The sequence below is a fragment of the Botrimarina colliarenosi genome (assembly GCF_007859955.1).
GTDB classification, from domain to species: Bacteria; Planctomycetota; Planctomycetia; order Pirellulales; family Lacipirellulaceae; genus Botrimarina; species Botrimarina colliarenosi.
The window spans coordinates 2,009,212-2,030,289 of the sequence record NZ_SJPR01000001.1; the positions used below are offsets into that span (position 1 = coordinate 2,009,212).

Consider the following 21,078-nt stretch of genomic DNA (forward strand, 5'->3'; position numbering starts at 1 on the left):
CCCTAGACCAGTGATCCGCCGACGCCAGACGGTGCGACCTTACGACGCGGCCGACTCGAGGGCCGACATCGCCGCGGCGTAGTCGGGCTCGCTCGTCACTTCGGGCACGTACTCGACGTAGGTGACCTTGCCGTCGGCGTCGAGGACGAAGACCGCCCGGCAGAGGATCTTCAGCTCTTCGATCAGCGTGCCGAACGCGTTGCCGAACGAACGGTCTTGATAGTCGCTGGCGACGCGGAGGTTCTTGATCGACTCGGCGCCGCAGAAGCGGTTCATCGCGAAGGGCAGGTCGAGGCTGATCGTGACCGCGTTGACCTTGTCGGCCATCGCCGAGAGCTTGTCGTTGAAGGTCTTGGTCTGCGTGGCGCAGACGCCGGTGTCGAGCGACGGGACGACGCTGAGGATCGTCGGCTTACCCTTCACGTCCGCGAGGCCGAGCGACTTCATCCCCCCTTCGAAGTAGTGGCAGGTGAAGTCGGGGGCGGGCGAGCCGGCCGCGACCGCTTCGCCGGCGAGGGTCATCGGGGCGCCTTTGAACGTAACGGCTCCGGAACGGGACATGGGGGAAGCTCTTGGGGATTCGGTGAACTTGAAGGACGGAGAGGAAATCCCCTGCACTATCGCGCGAGAGTCGGCTATCTGACAAGTGGGCACGATCAATTGAACCCATCAATACCAGGAGCCCTAAGCGTCGGCGCAGGGAGTGAACCCGGGATCGCGGATGATGAGCGTGTCCCCATTCCACTCCCGGCGCTGACGCTTAGGGCTCACTGCGCGCTTGCTTGAAAGACAGTCGTGCGGTCCGTACCGCGGACCCTACGCGACTGCTTTGCGCCAGCACTCGTCGAACAGCGCCCGCCATTCGGCCCGCTGCACCGCGACACAGGCGTCGGCGAGCGAGCCGCCGCGCTGCGCCGCTCGCTGGACGTGGTCGACAAAGCCGACCGGGTTCCAATGCCCGCCGAGGGCGAGGTCGACCGTCTCCGGATGGGCCGCCGCGGCCGACGCGACGAGCGACCCCGCCGGGTGCTCGCCCGCCCGGCGGAACCAGTACTGGGCGTTGCCGTAGTCCCCCTCGCGGCGGTGCATCACGCCGTGCCAGTAGCTGCCGTCGGCGGTCGGCACGTCTTGGCAGAGGCGGTGCGCCTCGTCGAGGTAGCCGTGCAGCAGCCACACGCCGGCCAGGCAGCAAGAGAAGGCGTCGCGGTCCACGACCGAGCGCTCGGCCTCGGCCGTCAACGCGTCGAGCACCGGCCGCATCGCCCGATCGGGCCGGCCCGCGTCGAGCGGCATCGCCGGCTCGGCGCCGATCGCCTGCGCGAACGGGGCGCCGTAACGGGTGGGGTCGAAGTCGTCCATCATAGGGACGAGTTTAACCGACCCAGCCCCGCCTTGTTCAGACGCCGCGCGGCGTCCTTAGCGGTTCATCCAACGCTTGGGCAACGGACGGCCCGCCACGTTCTTCATCCGTGTCGACACTTTCGCGGCGGGTTCGGCGGCGGGTTTCGGCTTCGGCCGATTCGCGGCCTGCTGCTGCGTCGTGGCCTTCTTCTCCTGCTCGACGGGCGTCGAGTCGACGCCCTTCACTCCCCGCACCAACCGCCCGTACTCGAGCGCCTTGGCGCCGTTGTCGAGCTTCTTGTACATCGTCGCCAGGTTGCCGTAGGGGACGGCGAGGTCCTCGCTATCGAGGACGCCGGCCGAGACGGCCCGCTCCATCAACCGCGAGCCGCTCTCGGTGAGCTCGATCGCCAAGTCGCGTTGGTCCTGCGTCCAGTAGCTGACGCCCATGCTGACGAGCTCCTCCCCGTCACGCCGCGGCACGACGAACTCGCTCGGCGTCCGCTCGGCGGTGAGGATCTCACGCCCCTTGTCGTACCAACCGACCGCCTCGGCGTGGTCTTGCTTGTGGACCGCGTTGACGGCGCCCAGGTAGAAGTAGAGCTGCCCGACGATCTGCTCGGCCGACGGCGACGTGGTCCGGGGCGCGGCGCCCTCGGAGAGCTCGTTGATCGCCAGCGAGCCGTAGGCGAGGGCCTGATTGGCGTCGCCCCGCAGGTGTTCGATCCGGACAGCGTGCTGGTACGCCTCGCCCAGATCCCAATGCACGCGGGCCCGCATCAGCGGATCGTCGCATTCGGCGAGCAACGCGTCGGCGGTCTCCTTGGCCTCGTTGAGCCACGGGCCCGGGTCCTTTGTCGGACGCATCCCGGCGAGCGCCGCCAACGCCTCGCGGGCGACCTGCAGTCGCAGCTCGAGGCCGCCGCCGTCGGACTCGATCCGCCCTTCGGCGAAGGCCGAGGCGCGGCCGACCCACTCGGCGACCGTCGTCGCTTTGTCTTTGTAGTCGCCGCGGGCGATCTCCTGGGCCACCGCCAGATGCGACGACACGAGGAGGTCCTTCGCCAGCCGGCGTTCGTAATCGTCCTCGCTGGTGGCGAGTTGGTCGGCCACGACGATCGCCGAGTTGTGGAAGTCGATCGTCTTGCTGGCGATCGTCTTGTCGCCCATCGCGGCAAGCCGGCCCATCAGGCCGAGCGCGCCGGCGCGGACGATTTCGGGCGACGCCTCGTCGTCGAGCACCTGACGGGTCTCGAGCACCGCGCGGTCGTACTCGGCCGTGGCCAGCAACGCCTCGGCGAGCGTCAGCCGATAGGCCGGGTCGGTCGGGGCGATCTCGACCGCTTTTGCGGCGGCGTTCTGCGCCGCGGCGGCCTGGCCGGCGGCGAGGTGCTGCCGCGCCATCCGCCAGTGCGCCTGGGCGTTTTGCGGCTCGGCGCCCAACGCGAGCTGCAGGTCGGCGAGCTTCGCCTTCATTTCGTGCGGGTCGCGTTGTTCGCTGCGGAGCACGAACGTGCGGGCGTCGATCGACTCGAGCACCAAATGGGTCACCACGTCCGACTTGCTGCGGGCCGACGGCCGGGTCAGCATCGTGAGCCCCTTCTCGGGGAACGCGACGGCCAGCAGCTCGGCGGTTGTCGGGTCGACGAGATCGACCGGGTCGATCGCCGCCAGTTGCAGGCGCTCGACCATCTGCGAGACGGTGGTCGGTTCGTCGAGCGTGACCCGCACGACCGCGACAAGGTCCTGCTCGACGAGGGCTTCAACCTGTTCGAACGGCGGGAGCTCGTAAGTGAGCACTTCGCCGCCGTCGGTCTCGCCCTTGGCGACGGCGACCCGCAGCGGTTGGCCCCACGCCGACAACAAATCGGCGCGCGAGGTGAGCCCCGGCGTCACGCCGTGGAACTTCGAGGCCGCCGGCTTCTTGGCGCCGTCCCGGGGTTTGGCTTCTTGGATGGCCGGGGCCGGCTCGGCGGCGCGGGCGGCGATCCGATCGTCGGTCGCCCACTGGGTGGCGGCGCCTTGGGCCGGCGTCGCTGCCGTCGGAGGATAGTTTTCCTCCATCGGCTCGGCGAGCTCGGGCTCAAACTCCGAGATCTGCGAGATCGGCTCGAGCGCGTGCGGCTCGTTTCCTTCGAGCGGCGCGCCCTCGCGCTTGTCGACCAGCACCGAGTCGAGCGTCGGGTGGTCCGACGCGATCGCGCCGATGTCTTGCGGCAGGTCGTAGACCAAGTCGACCGCCCGCGCGGCCGGCGCAACCCAGCAGAGGGCCGCTCCGACGAGGGCCGCTCGGCTCACGCCGGCGAGCCACGCCCCCAAGGGGTCGCGGCGGCGAGTGGGTTCAGACCGTTGGGTCGTTAGAGACGTGCGTCGCATGTGGATTCCCTCCCCTGACCCCGGTGTTTCGGTGCGGCGATCCCCTCCCTGAGAATCGATCCGCACGGCCCTGCGCTTCCGCGCACGGCCGGGCCCTATCCGGAAGGATCATCGGCGCCGCCCCAACCCTCAGCCCAGGCAGAATCCGTAGAAACGCCAAGCGGCCCGGTTGCAAGCAACCAGGCCGCTTGGATTTTGGTTAAGTCCGCTCGACATTCAGCGACGTTTAGCAATGTTCTCAGCGACGGCGAGCGACTGCTGGCGCCAGCGCCAGGCAGAGCAGCACCGCGCTGAGGGGCTCGGGCACGTTGGCCAGGGCGACGAAGCCGCCGACCACCTCGGGCACGCCCGTGTAGAACTGGGCCATCAGGACGTCGTAGTCGGCCAGGTCGACGTCGCCGTCGTGGTCGGCGTCGCCCTGAATGATCGAGGCGCCCGACACGATGCCGGCGTTGCGGATCCAGACGTCGACGTCGTCCTGCGTGACGACGCCGTCGCCGGTGAAGTCGGCGCCGAAGGCGTTCGACATCACCACCTCGAGCCGGACCTCGTCGTTGACCGTGTCGTAGACGACGTCCCAGTACTTGCCGGTCGGCAGGTCGGGCAGGTCGAGACCGGTGAACAGGCTCGCTTCGTCGAGTTCGCCGGCCGTGATCAGGGCGATCGAGAAGTTGTTGTCGACCGTCGCGGCCGGCTGGTTGATGAAGGCGAAGCCGATCGTGCCGCCTTGGATCGAAACGCCGCCGGAAACTTGGATGTACGCGCCTGCCGAGCCGCTCGTGCCGAGCGCGTCGAACGCGACCTCGATGTTGCCGCCACCGGTCAGGTCGCCGAGGAAGTTGACCACGCTGCCGAACGGCCCGATGCCGATCTCGCCGTCGTTGATGACGTCGTCCTCGAAGGTGACGCTTGTCCCGTCGCCAGAAACGATGATCGTGCCCGGGAGCGGCGCGGGATTCATCGCCGTGCCGTAGTCGACGAAGGCGTTGTAGACGGGGCCATTGACGGTGTTCGTGCCGCCCGTAAACGCCAGGACGCCGCCCATGTTCAATAGGCCCGTCGTGAAGTGCAACGTCGCGTCGTTAGCGACGATCGTGCCGGCGGTGTTGTCGAGGAACTGGCCGGGGTTCGCCGTGTCGGGGACCGCGTAGCGGGCGTTGGTAAAGACCTCGGCGTTATTGAACGCGGTGCCCCCGGCATTGAGGAAGTCAATCGGGCCGCCACTCTCGGGCAAATAGCCGATCTCCAGATCACCGCCGGTCACTGAAATCGAACCGAGGTTCAATGTGCGGTACGACAGCTGGCCGCCGCCACCCACGACGGGGATGCCGGCGCCCGACGGAAAATTGGCCGGTCCGGCGTTGGCGCCGGCCGCGGTTGCGTAACCGGTGTGAATTGTCAGCGACTCGCCTTGGCGGACGCGGACCTCGGCGTCGGCGTTGTTGAGGAACTGGCTGGCCAGGATGCGGCCCGAGCCAGAGATCGTCCCGCTCGCGGCCGAGCCGTTGGCGGGCGCCGCGCTGGTCGGCAGGTAGTTGTCGCCGTTGACGACCCCGCCGGCCGAGATGATGTCGAGGTCGCCGTCGATCAGGCCGCGGTTGTGGAGCGCGCCGAAGTTGTCGTCACCGTCGTCGGCGCCCGCCGCCCGCGTGCTGGTGAGGTTCATGCGGATTGGACTCTGGCCGCTCGGGAAGTTACGGATCCGCGAGGTGGGTGTCGTAACCAACGACTGGGCCGTGATCTCGCCGCTGGTCTCGATCCGGCCCGAGTTAACAATCGTGCCCGAGACTTCCAGCTGCACACGGCCGTCAATCAGACCCCGGTTGAGCAACGCGGGGTCGTTGGCGTCGTCCGAGTCGTTCAGAACCACTAGTTGCAACGGGTCGGTCAGCGCCGTATTAGGCGAGTTCGGGTCGCCGCCGCGGATAACCGAATAGGCCGAGGTCTCAATCGTGTTGCTGCGGACGACGCCGTAGCCCTTGACCGTGCCGTCGATCTCCAAGTCGTTATCGATCTGGAACTGCCCGCCGGCGACGTTAACGATGCCCCGCTTACCGATTGCGGCGTTTCCCGTTTGGCCGTTACGCCCTGCGACATTAACAATTGCGGCGTCGCTGATGTTCAGCGTGCCGCCTTGGAGGTCACTGTCGCCCGGCAGAAACGGCGTATCGAGTCCCGCATTCGCGTTGCTGCGGATCTCACCAACTACGAGCGCGCGATTGTCGAAGGTCCCCGCGATGTTCGAAGGGAACAAGTTCATGAGCGACCCGGCGCCGGTGACGGTGACCGTCCCCGAGCCGTCGCCCGGCGTGCTGCCGCGTCCCGTCGTTCCCAGGTCGTTGCCGCTCAGGCTGCCGATCGCCAAACCATTGAAGAACTCGGCGCGACCGCCGTTGGAAACGGTCAGCGATCCGGTGCCGCGGCCGCCGACGAACGACGCGGTCTCATTCGAACGCGTCTCGGTTAAGGTCGCCGTTAGCCGTGTCCGGCCAAAGGCCGAGAGGGACGAACCGATTCCGTCGATCGTCACCGAGCCATTCGATTGGCTATCGACGCCGACCATGAGGGCGTCTTGGATCTCGGCGCGGCCGCCGGCTTCAATGCTCAGCGCGCCGGTGCCATCAAGGCCGACGATCACGTCGTAGCCTTCGTTTTCAGCGCGGGTCGAAAAAGTAGTGGCGGGACTGCCAGCCGGTTGCACCGCGGCATCCAAATCGACGACGATGTTGTTGGTTGGATCGCCATTGCCGAGGTTCAAAGCGATCTGATCGGACCGCGAGATCAAGTTGGGGTCGTTGTTGAAGAGGCTGCCGAAACCAGAAATCGTCACCAAACCGGTGCCACCCGTTGCGACGCCTCCGTTGTTATAGGAGGTGACGTCAAACGATCGATCATCGACATCGAAGTTGAGGCCGTTCGCGCCGGGCGCCGTCCCCTCGCTCACGGCGCCAATCACTAAGTGTTGGTACCGCAACTTGCCGGCAGCGAAGATCGAAAGCGTGCCCGATTGGCTCGCGTCGCCGACGAGGATGTTCTGCGCCGAGTCGTAGTTGCTCCAGATCTGCCACGCGTTCCACGGCAAGCCAAAACCAGTCACGCCCGTCGGATCCGTCTGGTTCGCCAACCCGTAGATGGGGTTGTTGCCGCCCGTGAATAGCACGTCATCGTTGCCGTCGCCATCACTATCGATGTTTCCGGTCGGGAAGCCGACGGACGCGGTCGGCTGGACACTCCCTTCCCAGCTGATCTGCGCCAGCGCGGGCGCCGCGATCAACGACAGGGTCAAGGCGACGAGCGACGGGTAGCGGGTAATCGTGCGTGGCATCGGGACGCGACGCTCCTGGTTGCGAAACACTTTGATTGCGGGGCGACACCGGGCCGGGTTGGCCGAGTGGCGGGCGACGCGGCGGGCTGTTCCGGGAGCCACGCCTGCGGTCGAGTCGGGGGGGTCTTGGACGGGCGCTAACCCGAAGTCGTCGAAGGAGTTGGGCAAAACAGCGGAGTGGGAGCAGCGAGGGACCTTTTGCCCAGAGTCCACAGTTTCACTGGCATTCCACACCCCGTCAACGATTTCGCCGCCAACGGAGCGTCATAACCCCATTCGCTGGCGTAGGCCGGTCTTATTCCGTCCGCTGACGCCACAGCCGCCGCCCCGTGAGGGCCGCACAGGCCGCGAGGCACGCCCCCGCGAAGAGATCGCCGACCTGGCTGTAGAGCGTCGGACGGGCCGTCCGGAGGGGGACGTCGGCCACGAGGACGTGTTCGGCCATCCGCGGCCCGACCGCCTGGACGGCCCCCTGGGCGTCGATGACGGCCGTCAGGCCCCCGTTGGCGGCCACCAGCAGCGGCAGGCCGTTCTCGACCGCCCGATAGACGGCGCAGGCGAGGTGCATGTCGAGCTCGCTGGCGCCCCAGAACCAGGCGTCGTTGGTGACGTTCACCAGGGCGTCGGGCCGCCCCCCCGTGGAGGTAAGAGTCGCCACCTGGCGGCGGATCACGTGCGGGACGACCGTCTCGTAGCAGATCGACGGGCAGAGCCGCAGCACGCCGCCCGCCCGCAACGGCGCCTCGAGCGCCACGGGCCCCGCCCCGGCGTGGAGGCCCTCCGACATCGGCGTCAGGTAGTACAAGACCGGCATCCCCGACGCGAACGGGATGTACTCGCCGAACGGCACCAGGTGGGTCTTGTCGTAATAGCTGACGAGGCGGCCCTCGCCATCGGCCAGGGCGAGGCAGTTGTAGACGTCGGTCGTCGGCGCCCCCGCGGCGCCGGTCCCTCGGTCGAAGCGATCGATCCCGACGAGCACCGCCGCCCCGCCGACCACGTCGGTCAGCGCGTCGAACCAGCTATTGGTGTTAACGACCCGACTGACAATCCAATCTTCCGCCGCCGGCGGTGGATCGAAGCCACCATCGAACGTTTCGAGCGGCGAGCGGAACATGTTCTCGGGCCAGACGACGAGGTCGAGCGGCTGGCCGTCGCGGCGGCTCTGCTCGAACGCGTCCCGCGACAGGGCCATCTGCCGGGCCATGATCCGCTCGCCCCGGTCGGGATCGGGGTCCCAGGTGGCGCGGGTGTCGCCCTGGATCAAGGCGACCCTCGGCCGATCGGCGCCCGCATCGGGGTCGATCACGCTCGACGCCCTGGAGCCCCACCCCGCCGCCAGCACCGCGACGAGGGCGACGGCGAGCCCGGCCGCACGACCGTTCCGCGCCGGACTCCGCCAAGCGAGGGCGAGGCTCGTCATGGCCGCGGCCACCAACACCACGGCAAAGGTCACCCCATACGCGCCGGCGTAGGCGGCGATCGAACGGACCCACGGCTGGCCCGCCTGCGAGTGGCTCACCGCGCCCATCAAGAAGCCGGTAAAGAGCCGCGCCTGTAGCAGCTCGAGCCCTGTCCAAACGACCGGCGCCGCGAGCCACAGCGGCCAGTTCCAACTCCGCCTCGCCGTGCGGACCAGCGCGACCAGCGCCGTCGGATAGAGGCCCAGGTAGAGCGCCAGCGGCGCCCAGCCGAGCGGCGTCAGCGGGTGCGGCAGCCGGACCCAGTGGACGGCGAGCAGCCAGTAGAGCGAACCGGCCAGCCACATCTTCAGGTACTCGCGCCGCCGCCAGACGGCGGGCGACTCGGCAAGCCAAAGCCAAACGCCCGGCGCGACCCAGGCCAGCGGCCACAACGCCGCCGGCGGCTGCGCCAGCCACAGCAGCACCGCCCCCAGCGCGCCGACGAGCAGCACCCGGGGAGGTCGGACGTCCGTGTCCTGATGGCTGGCGGTCAACGCAGGAACGACTCCACCCGCTCGTGGAGGCGGATGATCGCGTCGTGCGTCTCGTCGGCGGTGGGTTCGCTCGAAAGCGTCCGCACCGCGTCTTCCCAGAGGAACTTGGGGAGCATCCCCCGGTCGGCGGCGTCGCGGAGTGCGTTGGCGACCGGGCCGGCGAGTTCGGGGCGGTCCCCCGCGACGACGAGCAACGCGTTGGTCTTCAGCGCGATCTCCATCAGCGCGGCGTGGTCGACGCCGTGCGCCTGCTTGAGGTCGGCGCCGGCGCGGCTGGCGGCGTCGAGCATCTTGCGGACGCGCTCGCCCGGGTCGGCCGAGGCGGCGCCGGGAGTCGCGGGATCAGCGATCTTCAGCTCGCGGGCGAGCCGGCCGACTTCGTCACGCCAACCGGCGACCTCCGACGGCGTGGCGCCGTCGAGGTCCGCCAGTTCGGCGAGCCCGAGCTTGCCGCCGAGCAGCCACGCCAAGTGGCGGGTGTTGAACGACAAGACCGGCACCGAGGGGAGCGGTTCGATCGCCGCCGACGCCAAGGGACCGGGCCGCGAAGCGCGACGGTCGGCAAGCCGGCTCGGCTCGGAAGGAACGGTCGGCTCCGGGTTCCGACGGGGCTCGTCCGCCGCCGGTGGCGGGGGGAGGGGCTCGGTCTTTGGCTCCGTTGTCGGCGGCTCTGTTGTCGTCGGCTCTTTGGCGGGCGGGTCGGACGGCGGCTCGTCGAAGAGCGGCTCGTCGAACATCGGCGCCGGGTCGTCCGCCGGCGTCTGGGCGGGCGGAGCTTCGGAAGGCGGCGTCTTCGCCTCGGGCTCGGACGGCGTGTCGCCAAACAACTCGTCCAGCAGGTCCGACTCGGCCTCGTCGGTGACGCTTGGCGGCTTTGGCTCGACTGCTGCAGGGGGCTCGACCGCTGCAGGGGGCTCGACCGATACGGGGGGCTCGACCGGCAAGCGGCGCTCGGCGGATTCCATCTCGGCGGGTTCTTGCGAGCGGGGCTCGGCGGCGGGTCGCTTGCTGTCGACAATCGGCTTGGTGGTCGCGGCGCCCCACCAGTCCGATGGGTCACTCGCCACCTCGGCGGGCGGCGTGGCGCGGGGCGGCTCGGCGGCGGCCGGCTCCTTCGCAACTGGCTCCTTCGCGACTGGCTCCTTCGCGACTGGCTCCTTCGCGACTGGCTCCTCAGCCGGCGGGGCGTCTTCGTCGGCGGCGATGTCGCCGTAGGCCTCGTCGAGGAACGCGGCGAAGTCGTCGGGCTCCTCCTCCGGAGTCGGTGACTCGGTTGGCTCTTCGGTCGGCGGATCGTCTTGGTCGGCAGCCCGGTCGTCGGAGGGCGCCTCGACCGCAGCGAATAAGTCACTCGCTTCGGCGGGGGTGGCCGGGTCGGTGGTGTTGGATTCCCACGGCATCCGGCCCGCTGGCGCCGCTGGCTCGGCGGTGGCCGGCTCGCTCTCTGGCGCCGGAGTCGCTTCCGGAACGTCATCGCCGGCTTCGGGGGCGACAAACGGGGGCGCCTCGCCGGTCGCCGCGGCGTCCGGCGCGGCCGATCCGCTTTCCGGGTCGGCGTAGGGAACCTCCGTGGGGCAGCCCGCGACCAACGGGACAACCAGGCTCACCAGTAGCAGCGCCGCTCGGCGGAGGGCGCCCGTTCGATTCAACCGCGCTACACTCATGGACCGGGAGAGACTCGGGGGACCGGTTCGGGGTTTAGTGGGACGCGACACCGTAGCCGCCCCCTTGCCAGCGCGACGGTTTGGCGTCGGCCACTCAAGCTGCGCAGTCTACAGGCCAGCCGTATCCGACGCACGGGCAGCCGGCGGAGACGCCGAACACCACTGCCCTCTCGACACCACTTTGCGTAAGCCGCCATCGGTCGATATGCCAAGCCGCGAATCGTCACCGCTGACCCGCCGAGACTGGCTCCGCCGCTGCGCCGCCGGCGGGGCGACGCTCGCCTTGGGGACCGGCCTCTACGCCTGGCGCGTCGAGCCCCACTGGGTCGAGGTCACCCACCACGCCATGCCCTTCGTCGGGCTGCCGGCGGCGCTCGTCGGCAAGCGGCTGGTGCAGATCAGCGACCTGCACGTCGGACCGGTCGTCGACAACGACTACCTCCGCGGGGTGCTCCGTCGGCTGGCGGACCTTGAGCCCGACTACCTGGCGATCACCGGCGATTTTATGACGACCCGGGGGGACGAGGAGATCGACCTGACGATCGAGACCCTCCGCGAGGCGCCGATCGCCGACACGCCGACCGTCGCCGTCCTTGGCAACCACGACTACGCCGACAACTTCCGCAACGCGGCGGTCGCCGACCGGTTCGCCGATCGGCTCCGCGACCTCGGCATCCGGCTGCTGCGGAACGAGTCGATCGAGCTCGATGGCCTCCAGGTCGCCGGGTGCGACGACCTCTGGGCGCGGCGCGCGGATCTATTCGCCACGCTGAACCAAGTCGAATTGTCGCGGCCGACCCTCTGCCTGTCGCACAACCCCGACACGGTCGACTTGGCGGGGTGGACCACGTTCAGCGGGTGGGTCCTCTCGGGCCATACCCACGGCGGGCAGTGCCGCTTCCCGCTGCTCGGCGCGCCGGTGCTGCCGATCCGCAACCATCGCTACGCGCGGGGCCACGTCCGGCTCAGCGGCGGGCGGAACCTCTACGTGAATCGCGGACTCGGCTACAGCCGGCGCGTGCGGCTGGGAGTGCGGCCGGAAGTAACGGTCTTCACGCTTACTACCGCTTAAGCCGGATGCAACGGCCGGCGGGTTCGGGTCGGCGCAATGGCATCGGTTTGCTCCCGGAGGGACCGGAACGGTTCCTCTCGGAGGCTTCGGGCGTATTGGACGCCGGCAAGAACGCGACGCATGCTTGCGCTGAACGATAGGAAGGCTGCGATTGCGCGGCGCCGACGACCACACGCCCCCCTCTGCCTCGCGGTAGCCGCCGATGTCCCTCGCGCTGGAAACCAAATCGTCTCTCGAGTCGCAACTCCCGCCCGAATTGGCGGCGGCGGCGCTTGCCAAGCACACTGTCAATGGGGCAATCGAACGTCCTTCGGGACTACTGGAAGAGCTGACCAGCGGCTCGCCTCCCGCCGGCGCCTCGTACCCGACCGCGCCGCCCGAGCCGCGGGACCTCGCCGAAACGGGGCTCAGCGAAGGGCTGGTCGATTCGCTCCTGCTGAAGGCGTTGCTGAGCCGCGTGACCGCGACGGGCGGCGACCTCGCCCGGCAGAGCTGCCTGTCGCACGCCATTGTGTCGACGGCTCTCACGCGGATGCGGGATGAGCTATTGGTCGTCATCAAAGGCCAGGCCGGCGGCGATTACCTTTACCAACTGTCCGAGGCCGGCCACACCCGCGCCCGCCAGCACGCCGAGCACGCCAACTACGCCGAAGCCGCCCCCGTGCCGCTCGCCGCCTACGAGCGCGCCATCCGCGCCCAGGCGATCGGCCAGACGCGCGTCACGATCGACTCGCTCCGCCAAGCGTTCGACGGGCTCACCGTCGGCGACGAGATGCTCAGCCTCATCGCCCAAGCGGTCTCCGACGGCCGCGGGCTGTTCCTCTTCGGCGCGCCGGGCAACGGCAAGACAACGATCGCCGAGCTGCTGTGCAGCTCTTTCGGTAAGCACCTTTGGATCCCTCGCACCGTCATCGTCGGCACGGACCTCTTGCGGCTGTACGACGAGAGCTGCCACGAACCGGCCGAGGTCGAAGCCCTGCGGGGGGTCCGCTACGACCGCCGCTGGGTGCTGATCAAGCGGCCCACGGTCGTCGTCGGTGGCGAGCTGACGCTCGAACAACTCGACCCGTCGTTCTGCCCCGCGAGCGGCGTCAGCGAGGCCCCGGTGCAGATGAAAGCCAACGGCGGCGTGCTGGTGATCGACGACTTTGGCCGCCAACGCGTCAGCAGCACCGAGCTGCTCAACCGGCTGATCGTGCCCCTCGAGAAGCAGTTCGACTACTTGTCACTGGCGTCGGGCCGGCAGGCGCGGATCCCCTTCGAGATGCTCTGTGTCTTGTCGACCAACCTCGAACCGCGCGAACTGGTGGATGAGGCGTTCCTCCGCCGCATCCCCTACAAGGTCGAAGTGACCGACCCGAGCGTCGAGCAGTTCCACGAGCTGTTCGCGTTCTACGGCGAGCGGCTCGGCGTGAAGGTCCTGCCGGGCGTCGTCGAAACCCTCCTTGCCACACACTACGCCCCCTCACAGCGGGCCATGCGGTTCTGCCACCCGCGTGACTTGTTGCGGCAAGCGAAGAACTACTGCGTCGTCCATGGCCGCCCGATCGTCGCCGACCAGGAGAGCCTTGGCGTGGCGGTGCGGAACTACTTCGCGGGGCTGTAGGAGACGCTGTAGGAGACGGAGTCGGCGCCGTTCGGCGCTTCACTCCGGGAGCTGACGCTTCCCGGCTCGCTGCACGACGGCGGCAACGCTAAATAGCGAGCCGGGAAGCGTCAGCTCCCGGAGTGCGCTACAAGCGGCTCCGCTAAGTCTCACCCGCTGCTCAGCGGGCAAGGTACAGATAACGGGCCACAGGCCGGTCGCTGTGCCGCTGGTTCACGACCAGGGTGCCGTAATGGCGCCGACGCACGGTGTTGCCGTAAAAGTGCCCGAGGCGATTGGGACGCTCGTGTAGCGGCAGCGAACGGACTTCGGCCTCGCTGGCGAGGACCGCCGCGACGGGCGCCTGGGCCGAGACCAACGTGGCGGAAAGGGCGACGGTCGAAAGCGTCAGCGTGCGGAGAACGTTCATGGTCCTAGTTGAGAAATCTATTTGAGGTGAGCTGATCGATTGTTGCGAAAAGTATACATCACAAATCGTGCGAGTCCGCCCCGGCGATGGTAGCCCCGGCACGCCAAGCCGCGATGTCCACTTCATCCGCTACAAACCGCACCGACCCGTCGGCGAGCACGACATTCACCCCCCCCGGATGGAGGCTGCGGGCGGCCCGCCAACCGAACGGAGTCCATAGCCGCTCAAGCGGGTTCCCGCTGGGGGGCAGCGCGCCGCCAAAATAAACCCCCATGCAGTCGGGCGTCGGCGAGTTGGGGGTCTGGTGATGGTTGTAAAGCGCGCAGCGGTGCTCGCCATTGGCCCAAGAGAAACCGCGCGGCTCGGTCTGGTTCCAGGCCTGAGCAGCCCCGCATCCGGTCTCGGTGAGCGGCGCCCCCGTGATGAACTTGTACTCTAGCGCGGGGTCGTGCGGCCCGGTGGCGCGGGGTTGGCCGAGCGTGCTCTCGCTGGCGAGAACCGTTTTTGACAGGCCGTCCTTGATCTGCGCCGGACGGACCGCCGAATTGACGCCGAACGGTCCGTCGGTGTCGAACGGGCGTCCGCCGCCGAGGCCGGTTCCGGAGAGTACGGCATAGTTTGTGGGCCCGAAGCGCGGGTTCACCGCCGGCAGCGCGTCGCTCGGGCAGAGCAGATCGGGAATCACCTGCGAGACGCCTGCGACGTTGTCGGCCGTCACCGCAAGATTCACGCCGTAGAGAGGCTGGTCGAGGTCAACGGCTTCGATCGTCGATTCGAGTTCCATGTACGGCGCGAGGGCCGCCAAGGCGCTCCAGCGGTAGAACGTCCACGGCGTCGTCGCCGAGCGGGGGTCGGGCTTGGCGATCGAGCCGGCCGGCAACTCGCCGCGCGCCGCGAGGTGGTTCTGCATCGCCAGCCCGAGTTGCTTCAGCCGATTGACGCACGAGGTCCGACGCGACGCCTCACGGGCCTGTTGCACCGCCGGCAAGAGCATCCCCGTCAGCACGCCGACAATGGCGACGACGACCAGGAGTTCGACCAGCGTGAACGCGGCTCTTCTCAAGAAGCCCTCCGGCAGGCGGCGGCGGCCGCTATGAGCGCCAGGACCACGGTCGCCGGCTCAGGGACCGTGGCGACGCCGACGCCGCTCGGCGCCAACGCGATGCCGCTGATCGGCGGCAACCCGTCGGCCAGCACGCCAAGGAGATTGCCGTCGCGGTCGTATTCGAGGATCGACGCCCGGTTATCGGGGCGACGCGTCAGGCCCAGCGTCGAAACCAACAGCGTGTCGTTGGGCGAGAGGATTACCTCCGAAGGGAAGTTCGAGAAGAAGTCGGAGTTCGGCGGCAGTTCGCTCGGGAACTGTGGCGGCACGAACGGCACGAGGTACTGCCGATCGGTCCCATCGACGGCGAACGAGTTCACGAGGTTCGCGAAGAAGTCGGTCACCAAGGCGCGCGACTCATCCCCTTCGTGGTCACGCCAGAGCGTGTAGTCGGCGGCGTTAACGACGCCATCGCCGTTGCCATCCGTCGGGCCCCCGCTGCTGTCGCCATAGTCGGCGGCCCACGCGTCGTAGTCGGCGGTGTTGGTCGTGCCGGACCGGTCGTAGTCACCCGATGGCGTCAGCAGGGTAATGTCGAGGATGCCGCCGAAGTTCGTGTTGTCGAAGGTCGTCAGGTTGGCGCCGTCCCACTGCAACACTTCACCCGGAGCCTGCAGCCCCCCGTTGGCGATCAGCAGGTCGCCGTTGGGCTTGAGGCCGATGCCGGAGATAAAGGCGATGTCGGACACCGCGTTGGCTTGCCGGACGCCTTGCGGATCGACCACTGCGACCGAGCTGGTCTCGCCGATCTCCGCGACGTAGAGCGTGCCGTCGGGGGCGAACTCCAAATCGTTGGCGGCGCCGAACATCTGCATGAAGAAGCCGCCCGGCTCGTTCGCCAGCGGCGCACCGGTCACGGCGTCGAACCGGAACAGGCCCCCCAGCTGCGTGCCGACATAGACCATGCCGTCGAGCGGACTCACGGCGACGTCTGTCATCAAGAAGAAACCGCTCTCGCTATTTTCCGGAAGGAAGGACGTGGCGACCCCCGTCGTCAGATCAACCTTCATCAGACCCGTGAGACCCGGGTCCGCATCTTCCTCAGCGGGCGAAAAGACGTTCGTGGCGAACACCTCGTACGCCTGCGCAGGGGATTCAACAAAAGCGCAAATCGCTACTGCCTGCGCGCAAACCAACCCTAAAAGACTCCGCATTGCCTGCTCTCGCTATCGGGGGGTGTCGTTCGTCGTTCCGCTATCGTGCGGAATCGGGGCCATTCCTTGAGGACCCCCGATCCTAGACACCAGCACGGCGGAAGTGAATCGTCGCCGGCGATTGTCTCAGCCCCCCCGAGCGCGGCTTTGCCGCCAGTACTTCAGGCCCGGGACAAAGAACGTCAACGCCGAGACGATCCCGTAGAGCGTCAATCCGTACTCGAATCCCGCCGTCTGCAGCGCCGCCATCGCGATCGCCGTAGCGAACAGTGCCGTCGCATGGACATAGAACGCCCCCGACAGCACGCCCGCCTTGACGACGAAAACCATCCCGTTAATCAAGCCAAGCACCGGCGACAGCGTCAGCACCGGCAGCCGCAGCAAGTGCTCGACACCAAACAGCAGCATCACCGCCGCAACGCTGCCGCCCCAGAGGTGCGCGATCTGTCGCTCGACGGCCGTCACCGGCCCGGCGCGGTGGCGGAGCTTCCAGAAGATCGGCGCCCAGACCGCGAGCGCGCCGCCCCACAGCAACACGTACGGTGTCGTCGTCTTCATCACCGGCCACACCGGCTGCATCACCTCGAACCAATTGGTGACGCCGCAGATGACCAGCAGCACCATCGCGTGCCACATCCACAGCAGGCCCCAGTTCTCAAGCAACGTGGCGTGGTGCGTCTCGCGGAAGACGCGGGCGAGGACCTGCGTGAATTGCCCGCTCCGCGCGGCGATCGGCTCGCTACGCAGGAACGCGTCGAGGTCCGCCGCCAGTGCGCCGGCCGACGCGTAGCGCAGCTCGGTCGGCTTTTGCAGGCAGCGGAGCGTGATCATCTCGAGGTCGCGGTTGACGCGACGGTTCAGCAACCGCGGCGGGGCCGGCTCCTGCTCGAGGAGCATCAGCACGGTGTCGACGCCGGTCGGGCCTTGGAACGGGGGCCGCCCGGTGAGCAGCGCGTAGAGGATCGCCCCGAGGCTATAGACGTCCGTCGCCGGGCCGACGTCGCCGCGCGTGCCGGCCGCCTGTTCGGGCGCCATGTAGGAGGGCGTGCCGAGGATCGCCCCGGTGGCGGTGAGCGAGCCGGTCTCGCCTTCGCCGAAGCGTTTGGCGAGACCGAAGTCAGTGACGTGCACGCGCTCGTCGCGATCGATGAGGATGTTCGCCGGCTTGAGGTCGCGGTGCAGGACGCCCTTCTGGTGCGCCGTCTCGATCGCTCGGCCGATGTCACGCACCAGCCGGGCCGCGTCGCGATCGGCGAGGGGGCCGCGCGCCAGCCGCGCGGCGAGCGTCTCGCCCTCGACGAACGGCATGCTGAAGAAGAGCTGCCCGCCGTGCTCACCAACCTCGTGGATCGGGACGACGCCGGGGTGATCGATCCGCGCGACCGCCTCGGCCTCGCTACGGAACCGCTTTTGGTCGTCTTCCGACGCCAGCGCGCCGCGGAGGATCAGCTTGACGGCGACTTCACGGTCGAGGCTCCGCTGGTTGGCCCGATAAACGATCCCCATCCCGCCACGCCCGACCTCCGCGGTCAGGACGTAGTCCCCCAGGCGATACGGGAGCGGCAGCTCTTGCGCGGGGCCCGGCTTGGCGGTCTTCCCCGCCGGTTCGAACAGCTCGGTGGTCGCCATCGTCGCGACGGCGCTGGTGACCATGACCGCGCCCCACAGGTCGCGGAGGTCCGCGGCCAAGTCGGGGTGCGAGTCGACCGCCTCGTCGAGCCACCCCGTCTCGCCCGCTTCGGCGGCGGTGGTGAGCTCATCGAGCAGCGTGGCGAGTCGCTCGTCGGCTTCGGCGGTGGGGGGCATGGTCGTGGCGCGGGATTGGTTCGATACAGAGACCGTTGCGGCGAGCTTTTTTTAACGGGATATGGCAACTCGAACTGAGAAAGACGCCAACGAAAGAGCGCGGCGATCGCGGTTCATCCCCCTCCTCCGTTTGCTGGGGAGGGGGAACGCGCTTCGCGCCGTTTCTCAGTCTCCTTACTCGTCCTCATCGCCGTCGTTCGCTCGCGGCTCCAGATCGGCCAGATGCACGCGCAGCCGGCGCATCGCCCGCAGGTGCCGCATGCTCGCCGCCTGTGCCGAGAGGTCGAGGGTCTCGGCTACCTCGGAGTTCGAGAGCCGTTCGAAGTGGCGCATCAGGATGATTTCTTGGTCTTGCTCCTCGAGCTGCTCGACCGCCTCGAGGAAACGCCGCTGCAATTCGTGCCACGTCGCCGCTGCGGCCGGGGTGAGTTGCCCGTCGCTGAGCTGGGCCGCGAGGTCGAGGACCGACTCTTGGTCGTCGCGCGATGCGGCGGCGAGCGGCTGCTCGCGGTCCATGCTCCGCCGGGCCGCGACGCGGTGGCGGCGGTGGGCGTCGATCAACCGGTCCTTCGCCATCTGCCGCAGCCACAGATGGAACGGCATGATCGGGTTGGCGAGGTAGTCGGTCAGCCGGCGGTTGGCCTCGATCAACACGTCCTGGACGATGTCGCTGGCGTCGACGCGGCGTTCCAACACCCGGTCCATCCGCAGGTCGATCATCCGCCGGATCGCGCCGCGGTGGCGGTCGAACAGCCGGTCCTTGGCCTCCGACTCGCCGCGACGGACGCCGTCGAGCAGATGCTCGGTGTCGTCGCTGCGGGGCCAGATGGATGCCATGACGCGGAGGGGTAGGGATGCCGGGGGCGGCGGGCGCTCGCGGCCTCGCTAGCCTCACTATCGGACGCGCGGCGGGGAATGGCAACGCGCCGGAGTGTCGCATGGCGGTTGATTCGGGGATTCCTCCGGGAGCTGACGCTTCCCGGCTCGCTATCGGGCTTCGCTGCCGTCGGGCAGCGAGCCGGGAAGCGTCAGCTCCCGGAGGCCCCAAAAACGCCCTCCCCGCAAGCCCGCGACGCACGACTTCCGGGTTCTGACCTTGTTTCGCTCAAGTCGCGGCTGCTAAAAGCCGCCGCGCGGGCCCCGCCCCCCGGTGGGACTCGCTGCGCGGCCGCTTTCGACTCAACCCCCGACCCGTTATGCAACGCTGGCGCCTAGCCCTCCTCGTTCTGTCGGCCTTCGCCGCGTCGCTGCCGACGCGTGCGCTCGCCCAGAACCCCGGCGAATCGGCCCCCCGCGGCGCGATGGGGATCCTCATCCGCAACCCCGACACAGCCCGCGGCGAGCCGCCGTTCGCCGTCGCCGACCAGTACGGCAAGGTCCAGCGGCTCGTGGAGCCGTCGCCCGGCATGTCGCTCGACCGACTGGTCGGCCAGCGGGTGCGGATCAAGCACGACACGGGCCACACGCTGCTGGCGTCGCAGTTGGAGCTGCCCAACGCCGGCGCCGAGCGGGAGCGGAGCGTCCAGTTGAGCCGCGACGAACTGCGTCCTGTCTCGTCCGCCCAGTTCATCGCGCCGAAACGCGACGGCCGTCCCTATCAAGTCATTCCCGCGCAGCTGACGGACGACGACGCCACCATCGACAGGGGCGCCATCGACAGGGACGCTGCCGATAGCGCCGCGCCGATCGACCTCGACCGCCTCCTCGCCGAGGAAGGGGACAGCCTCCCGGCCCCGATGCGCGGCGAGTCGCTCGAGCCGATCCCCGCCGACGACGATTACTACCCCGAGTCGGTCTCGATTGAGCCGATGGACCGAGGGATGGTCGGCGGCGGCGGGCACGACCCCGACTGCCCCCATTGCCGTGAGAAGGCGCGGCGACAACGGGCGACCAATTACGAGCCGGGTGGTTACGAAACGGGTGGCTGCCCGCAGTGCGCGGCGCGGAGCACGGGACCCTTCTCGCGTTGCCAGTCCTGTGGGCTGAGCGATGGCTGGTGCGGCCCGACCTGTAGCCCGGCGTCACGACGGGGCGTCTACGGCCGAGCGGACTACCTGCTGTGGTGGTTCGACGGCATGAACACGCCGCCGCTCGCCACCACCAACGACCTAGGGGGCGCCCCGATCCTCGGCAATCCCGGCACGCGCGTCGTCTACGGCGGCGAGTTGCTCGACGACCCCCGCAGCGGGCTACGGTTCACGCTCGGGGCGTGGCTCGACGACCGGCGCGACCTCGCCATCGAAGGCGACTGGATGTTCTTCGAGACCGAGACCGACGCCTTCCACTACAACGACCCGACCGGCCTCGGCATCCTCGGACGCCCCTTTTACAACATCGCGACCGTCGACGCGCAGGACAACGTCGTCGGGCCCGCCGAGGACGTGCAGATCATCGCCTTCAATGGCCAAGCCGGCGGATCGCTCGACATCGTCGCCCGCAGCGAGTTCCAATCCTTCGGCCTCCGGCTGCGGACCGGCATCTGCTGCCGCGAGCTGGGCGGCTGCCAAGACGCCTGCGGCTGTTCGTCTTGCACCGGCGGCGGGCTCCTCAATGGCCGCGGCGGCGGGGCGGCCTCGGGCATCTCACGTATCGACTTCATCGCCGGCTACCGCTTCTACGAACTCGAAGAACGCCTCGCGTTCAACGAGCGCGACCTGACTTTCCTTCCGTCCACCGGCACGGTGAATGTCAACGACCGCTTCGACACCAACAACGAGTTCCACGGCGTCGACCTCGGTTTCATCTACGACCTGCAGTCGCGCCGCTGGGGCCTCGAGCTCGCCAGCAAGATCGCGGTCGGTGGCACGCACCAACGCGTCATCGTCGATGGTTCGACCTCGTCGGGCTCCGGCACGGCGACCGTCACCACGCCCGGCGGCCTGCTCGCCCAGACCAGCAACATCGGCTACTACTCACGCGACCGCTTCAGCGTGATCCCCGAGCTGTCGGCCCGGCTGTCCTACCGGGTGACGCAGCAGCTGAGCCTCAGCGCCGGCTACACCCTCCTCTACTGGGCCAACGTCGTCCGGCCGGGCGACATCATCGACACCTCGGTCGACGGCCGCCTCGCCTCGGACCCGCTCGCGACCGCGACCGCTGGCTCACACCCCCGGTTCGATTGGGACGAGACCAGCCTCTGGGCGCACGGCCTGAACTTCGGCCTCGACTACAACTACTAAGCGTCCGCGAAGAGCACCACTCAGCGCCCGCAAAAGGGGCGACCCTGCGCCGACGATGGCGCGCGCCTCGCTGCAGCCCGCGCA

The 21,078-nt window shown here is 68.6% G+C and carries 14 protein-coding genes; 3 read left to right on the forward strand and 11 right to left on the reverse strand.

Features of this window, described 5'->3' with window-relative positions:
* Positions 1–39: 39 nt before the first annotated feature.
* From tpx to Pla108_RS20935, 6 genes are all read right to left on the reverse strand, one after another.
* Positions 40–561: a thiol peroxidase gene (gene tpx / locus Pla108_RS07975; protein ID WP_146444328.1), complete on the reverse strand. Its 522-nt coding sequence runs from the start codon at positions 559–561 to the stop codon at positions 40–42.
* A 255-nt stretch (positions 562–816) separates the two neighbouring features.
* Complete coding sequence (locus Pla108_RS07980) at positions 817–1,362, reverse strand: hypothetical protein (RefSeq protein WP_146444329.1); 546 nt, start codon at positions 1,360–1,362, stop codon at positions 817–819.
* Positions 1,363–1,416: 54 nt separating this feature from the next.
* Positions 1,417–3,717 (reverse strand): hypothetical protein, encoded by a 2,301-nt coding sequence (locus Pla108_RS07985; protein WP_146444330.1) that lies wholly within the window; start codon positions 3,715–3,717, stop codon positions 1,417–1,419.
* A 238-nt stretch (positions 3,718–3,955) separates the two neighbouring features.
* Complete coding sequence (locus tag Pla108_RS07990; RefSeq protein ID WP_146444331.1) at positions 3,956–7,042, reverse strand: beta strand repeat-containing protein; 3,087 nt, start codon at positions 7,040–7,042, stop codon at positions 3,956–3,958.
* A gap of 295 nt (positions 7,043–7,337) precedes the next feature.
* Positions 7,338–8,999, reverse strand: a complete 1,662-nt coding sequence (gene lnt, locus Pla108_RS07995) for an apolipoprotein N-acyltransferase (protein WP_146444332.1) — start codon at positions 8,997–8,999, stop codon at positions 7,338–7,340.
* On the reverse strand, positions 8,996–10,663 hold the full coding sequence (locus tag Pla108_RS20935; RefSeq protein ID WP_197526351.1) for a hypothetical protein: 1,668 nt from the start codon (positions 10,661–10,663) through the stop codon (positions 8,996–8,998). Before Pla108_RS20935 ends, lnt begins: the two co-directional genes overlap by 4 nt.
* Positions 10,664–10,844: 181 nt before the next feature.
* On the opposite strand from Pla108_RS20935, the gene Pla108_RS08000 reads away from it, so the two are divergent.
* On the forward strand, positions 10,845–11,735 hold the full coding sequence (locus Pla108_RS08000) for a metallophosphoesterase (RefSeq protein WP_197526352.1): 891 nt from the start codon (positions 10,845–10,847) through the stop codon (positions 11,733–11,735).
* 202 nt (positions 11,736–11,937) lie between these two features.
* Entirely contained in the window at positions 11,938–13,341 is a 1,404-nt protein-coding gene (locus tag Pla108_RS08005) for an AAA family ATPase (RefSeq protein ID WP_146444334.1), read from the forward strand.
* Between the two features lie 160 nt (positions 13,342–13,501).
* Here the strand turns inward: Pla108_RS08005 and Pla108_RS08010 are convergent, their stop codons facing one another.
* The 5 genes from Pla108_RS08010 to Pla108_RS08030 form a co-directional block, all read right to left on the reverse strand.
* The gene (locus Pla108_RS08010) at positions 13,502–13,750 is read right to left on the reverse strand and encodes a hypothetical protein (RefSeq protein WP_146444335.1); all 249 of its coding nucleotides are present in this window, start codon (positions 13,748–13,750) and stop codon (positions 13,502–13,504) included.
* A 58-nt stretch (positions 13,751–13,808) separates the two neighbouring features.
* Positions 13,809–14,813 (reverse strand): DUF1559 domain-containing protein, encoded by a 1,005-nt coding sequence (locus Pla108_RS08015; RefSeq protein ID WP_146444336.1) that lies wholly within the window; start codon positions 14,811–14,813, stop codon positions 13,809–13,811.
* Positions 14,810–15,928 (reverse strand): hypothetical protein, encoded by a 1,119-nt coding sequence (locus Pla108_RS08020; RefSeq protein WP_146444337.1) that lies wholly within the window; start codon positions 15,926–15,928, stop codon positions 14,810–14,812. The genes Pla108_RS08015 and Pla108_RS08020 overlap by 4 nt, the downstream gene beginning before the upstream one ends.
* A 207-nt stretch (positions 15,929–16,135) precedes the next feature.
* Positions 16,136–17,815 (reverse strand): serine/threonine-protein kinase, encoded by a 1,680-nt coding sequence (locus Pla108_RS08025; RefSeq protein ID WP_146444338.1) that lies wholly within the window; start codon positions 17,813–17,815, stop codon positions 16,136–16,138.
* 174 nt (positions 17,816–17,989) lie between these two features.
* Positions 17,990–18,652 (reverse strand): sigma-70 family RNA polymerase sigma factor, encoded by a 663-nt coding sequence (locus Pla108_RS08030; protein WP_197526353.1) that lies wholly within the window; start codon positions 18,650–18,652, stop codon positions 17,990–17,992.
* Positions 18,653–19,011: 359 nt separating this feature from the next.
* Here Pla108_RS08030 and Pla108_RS08035 point away from each other — a divergent pair, with 359 nt between their 5' ends.
* Entirely contained in the window at positions 19,012–20,994 is a 1,983-nt protein-coding gene (locus tag Pla108_RS08035; protein ID WP_146444339.1) for a BBP7 family outer membrane beta-barrel protein, read from the forward strand.
* The last annotated feature ends 84 nt before the right edge of the window (positions 20,995–21,078 follow it).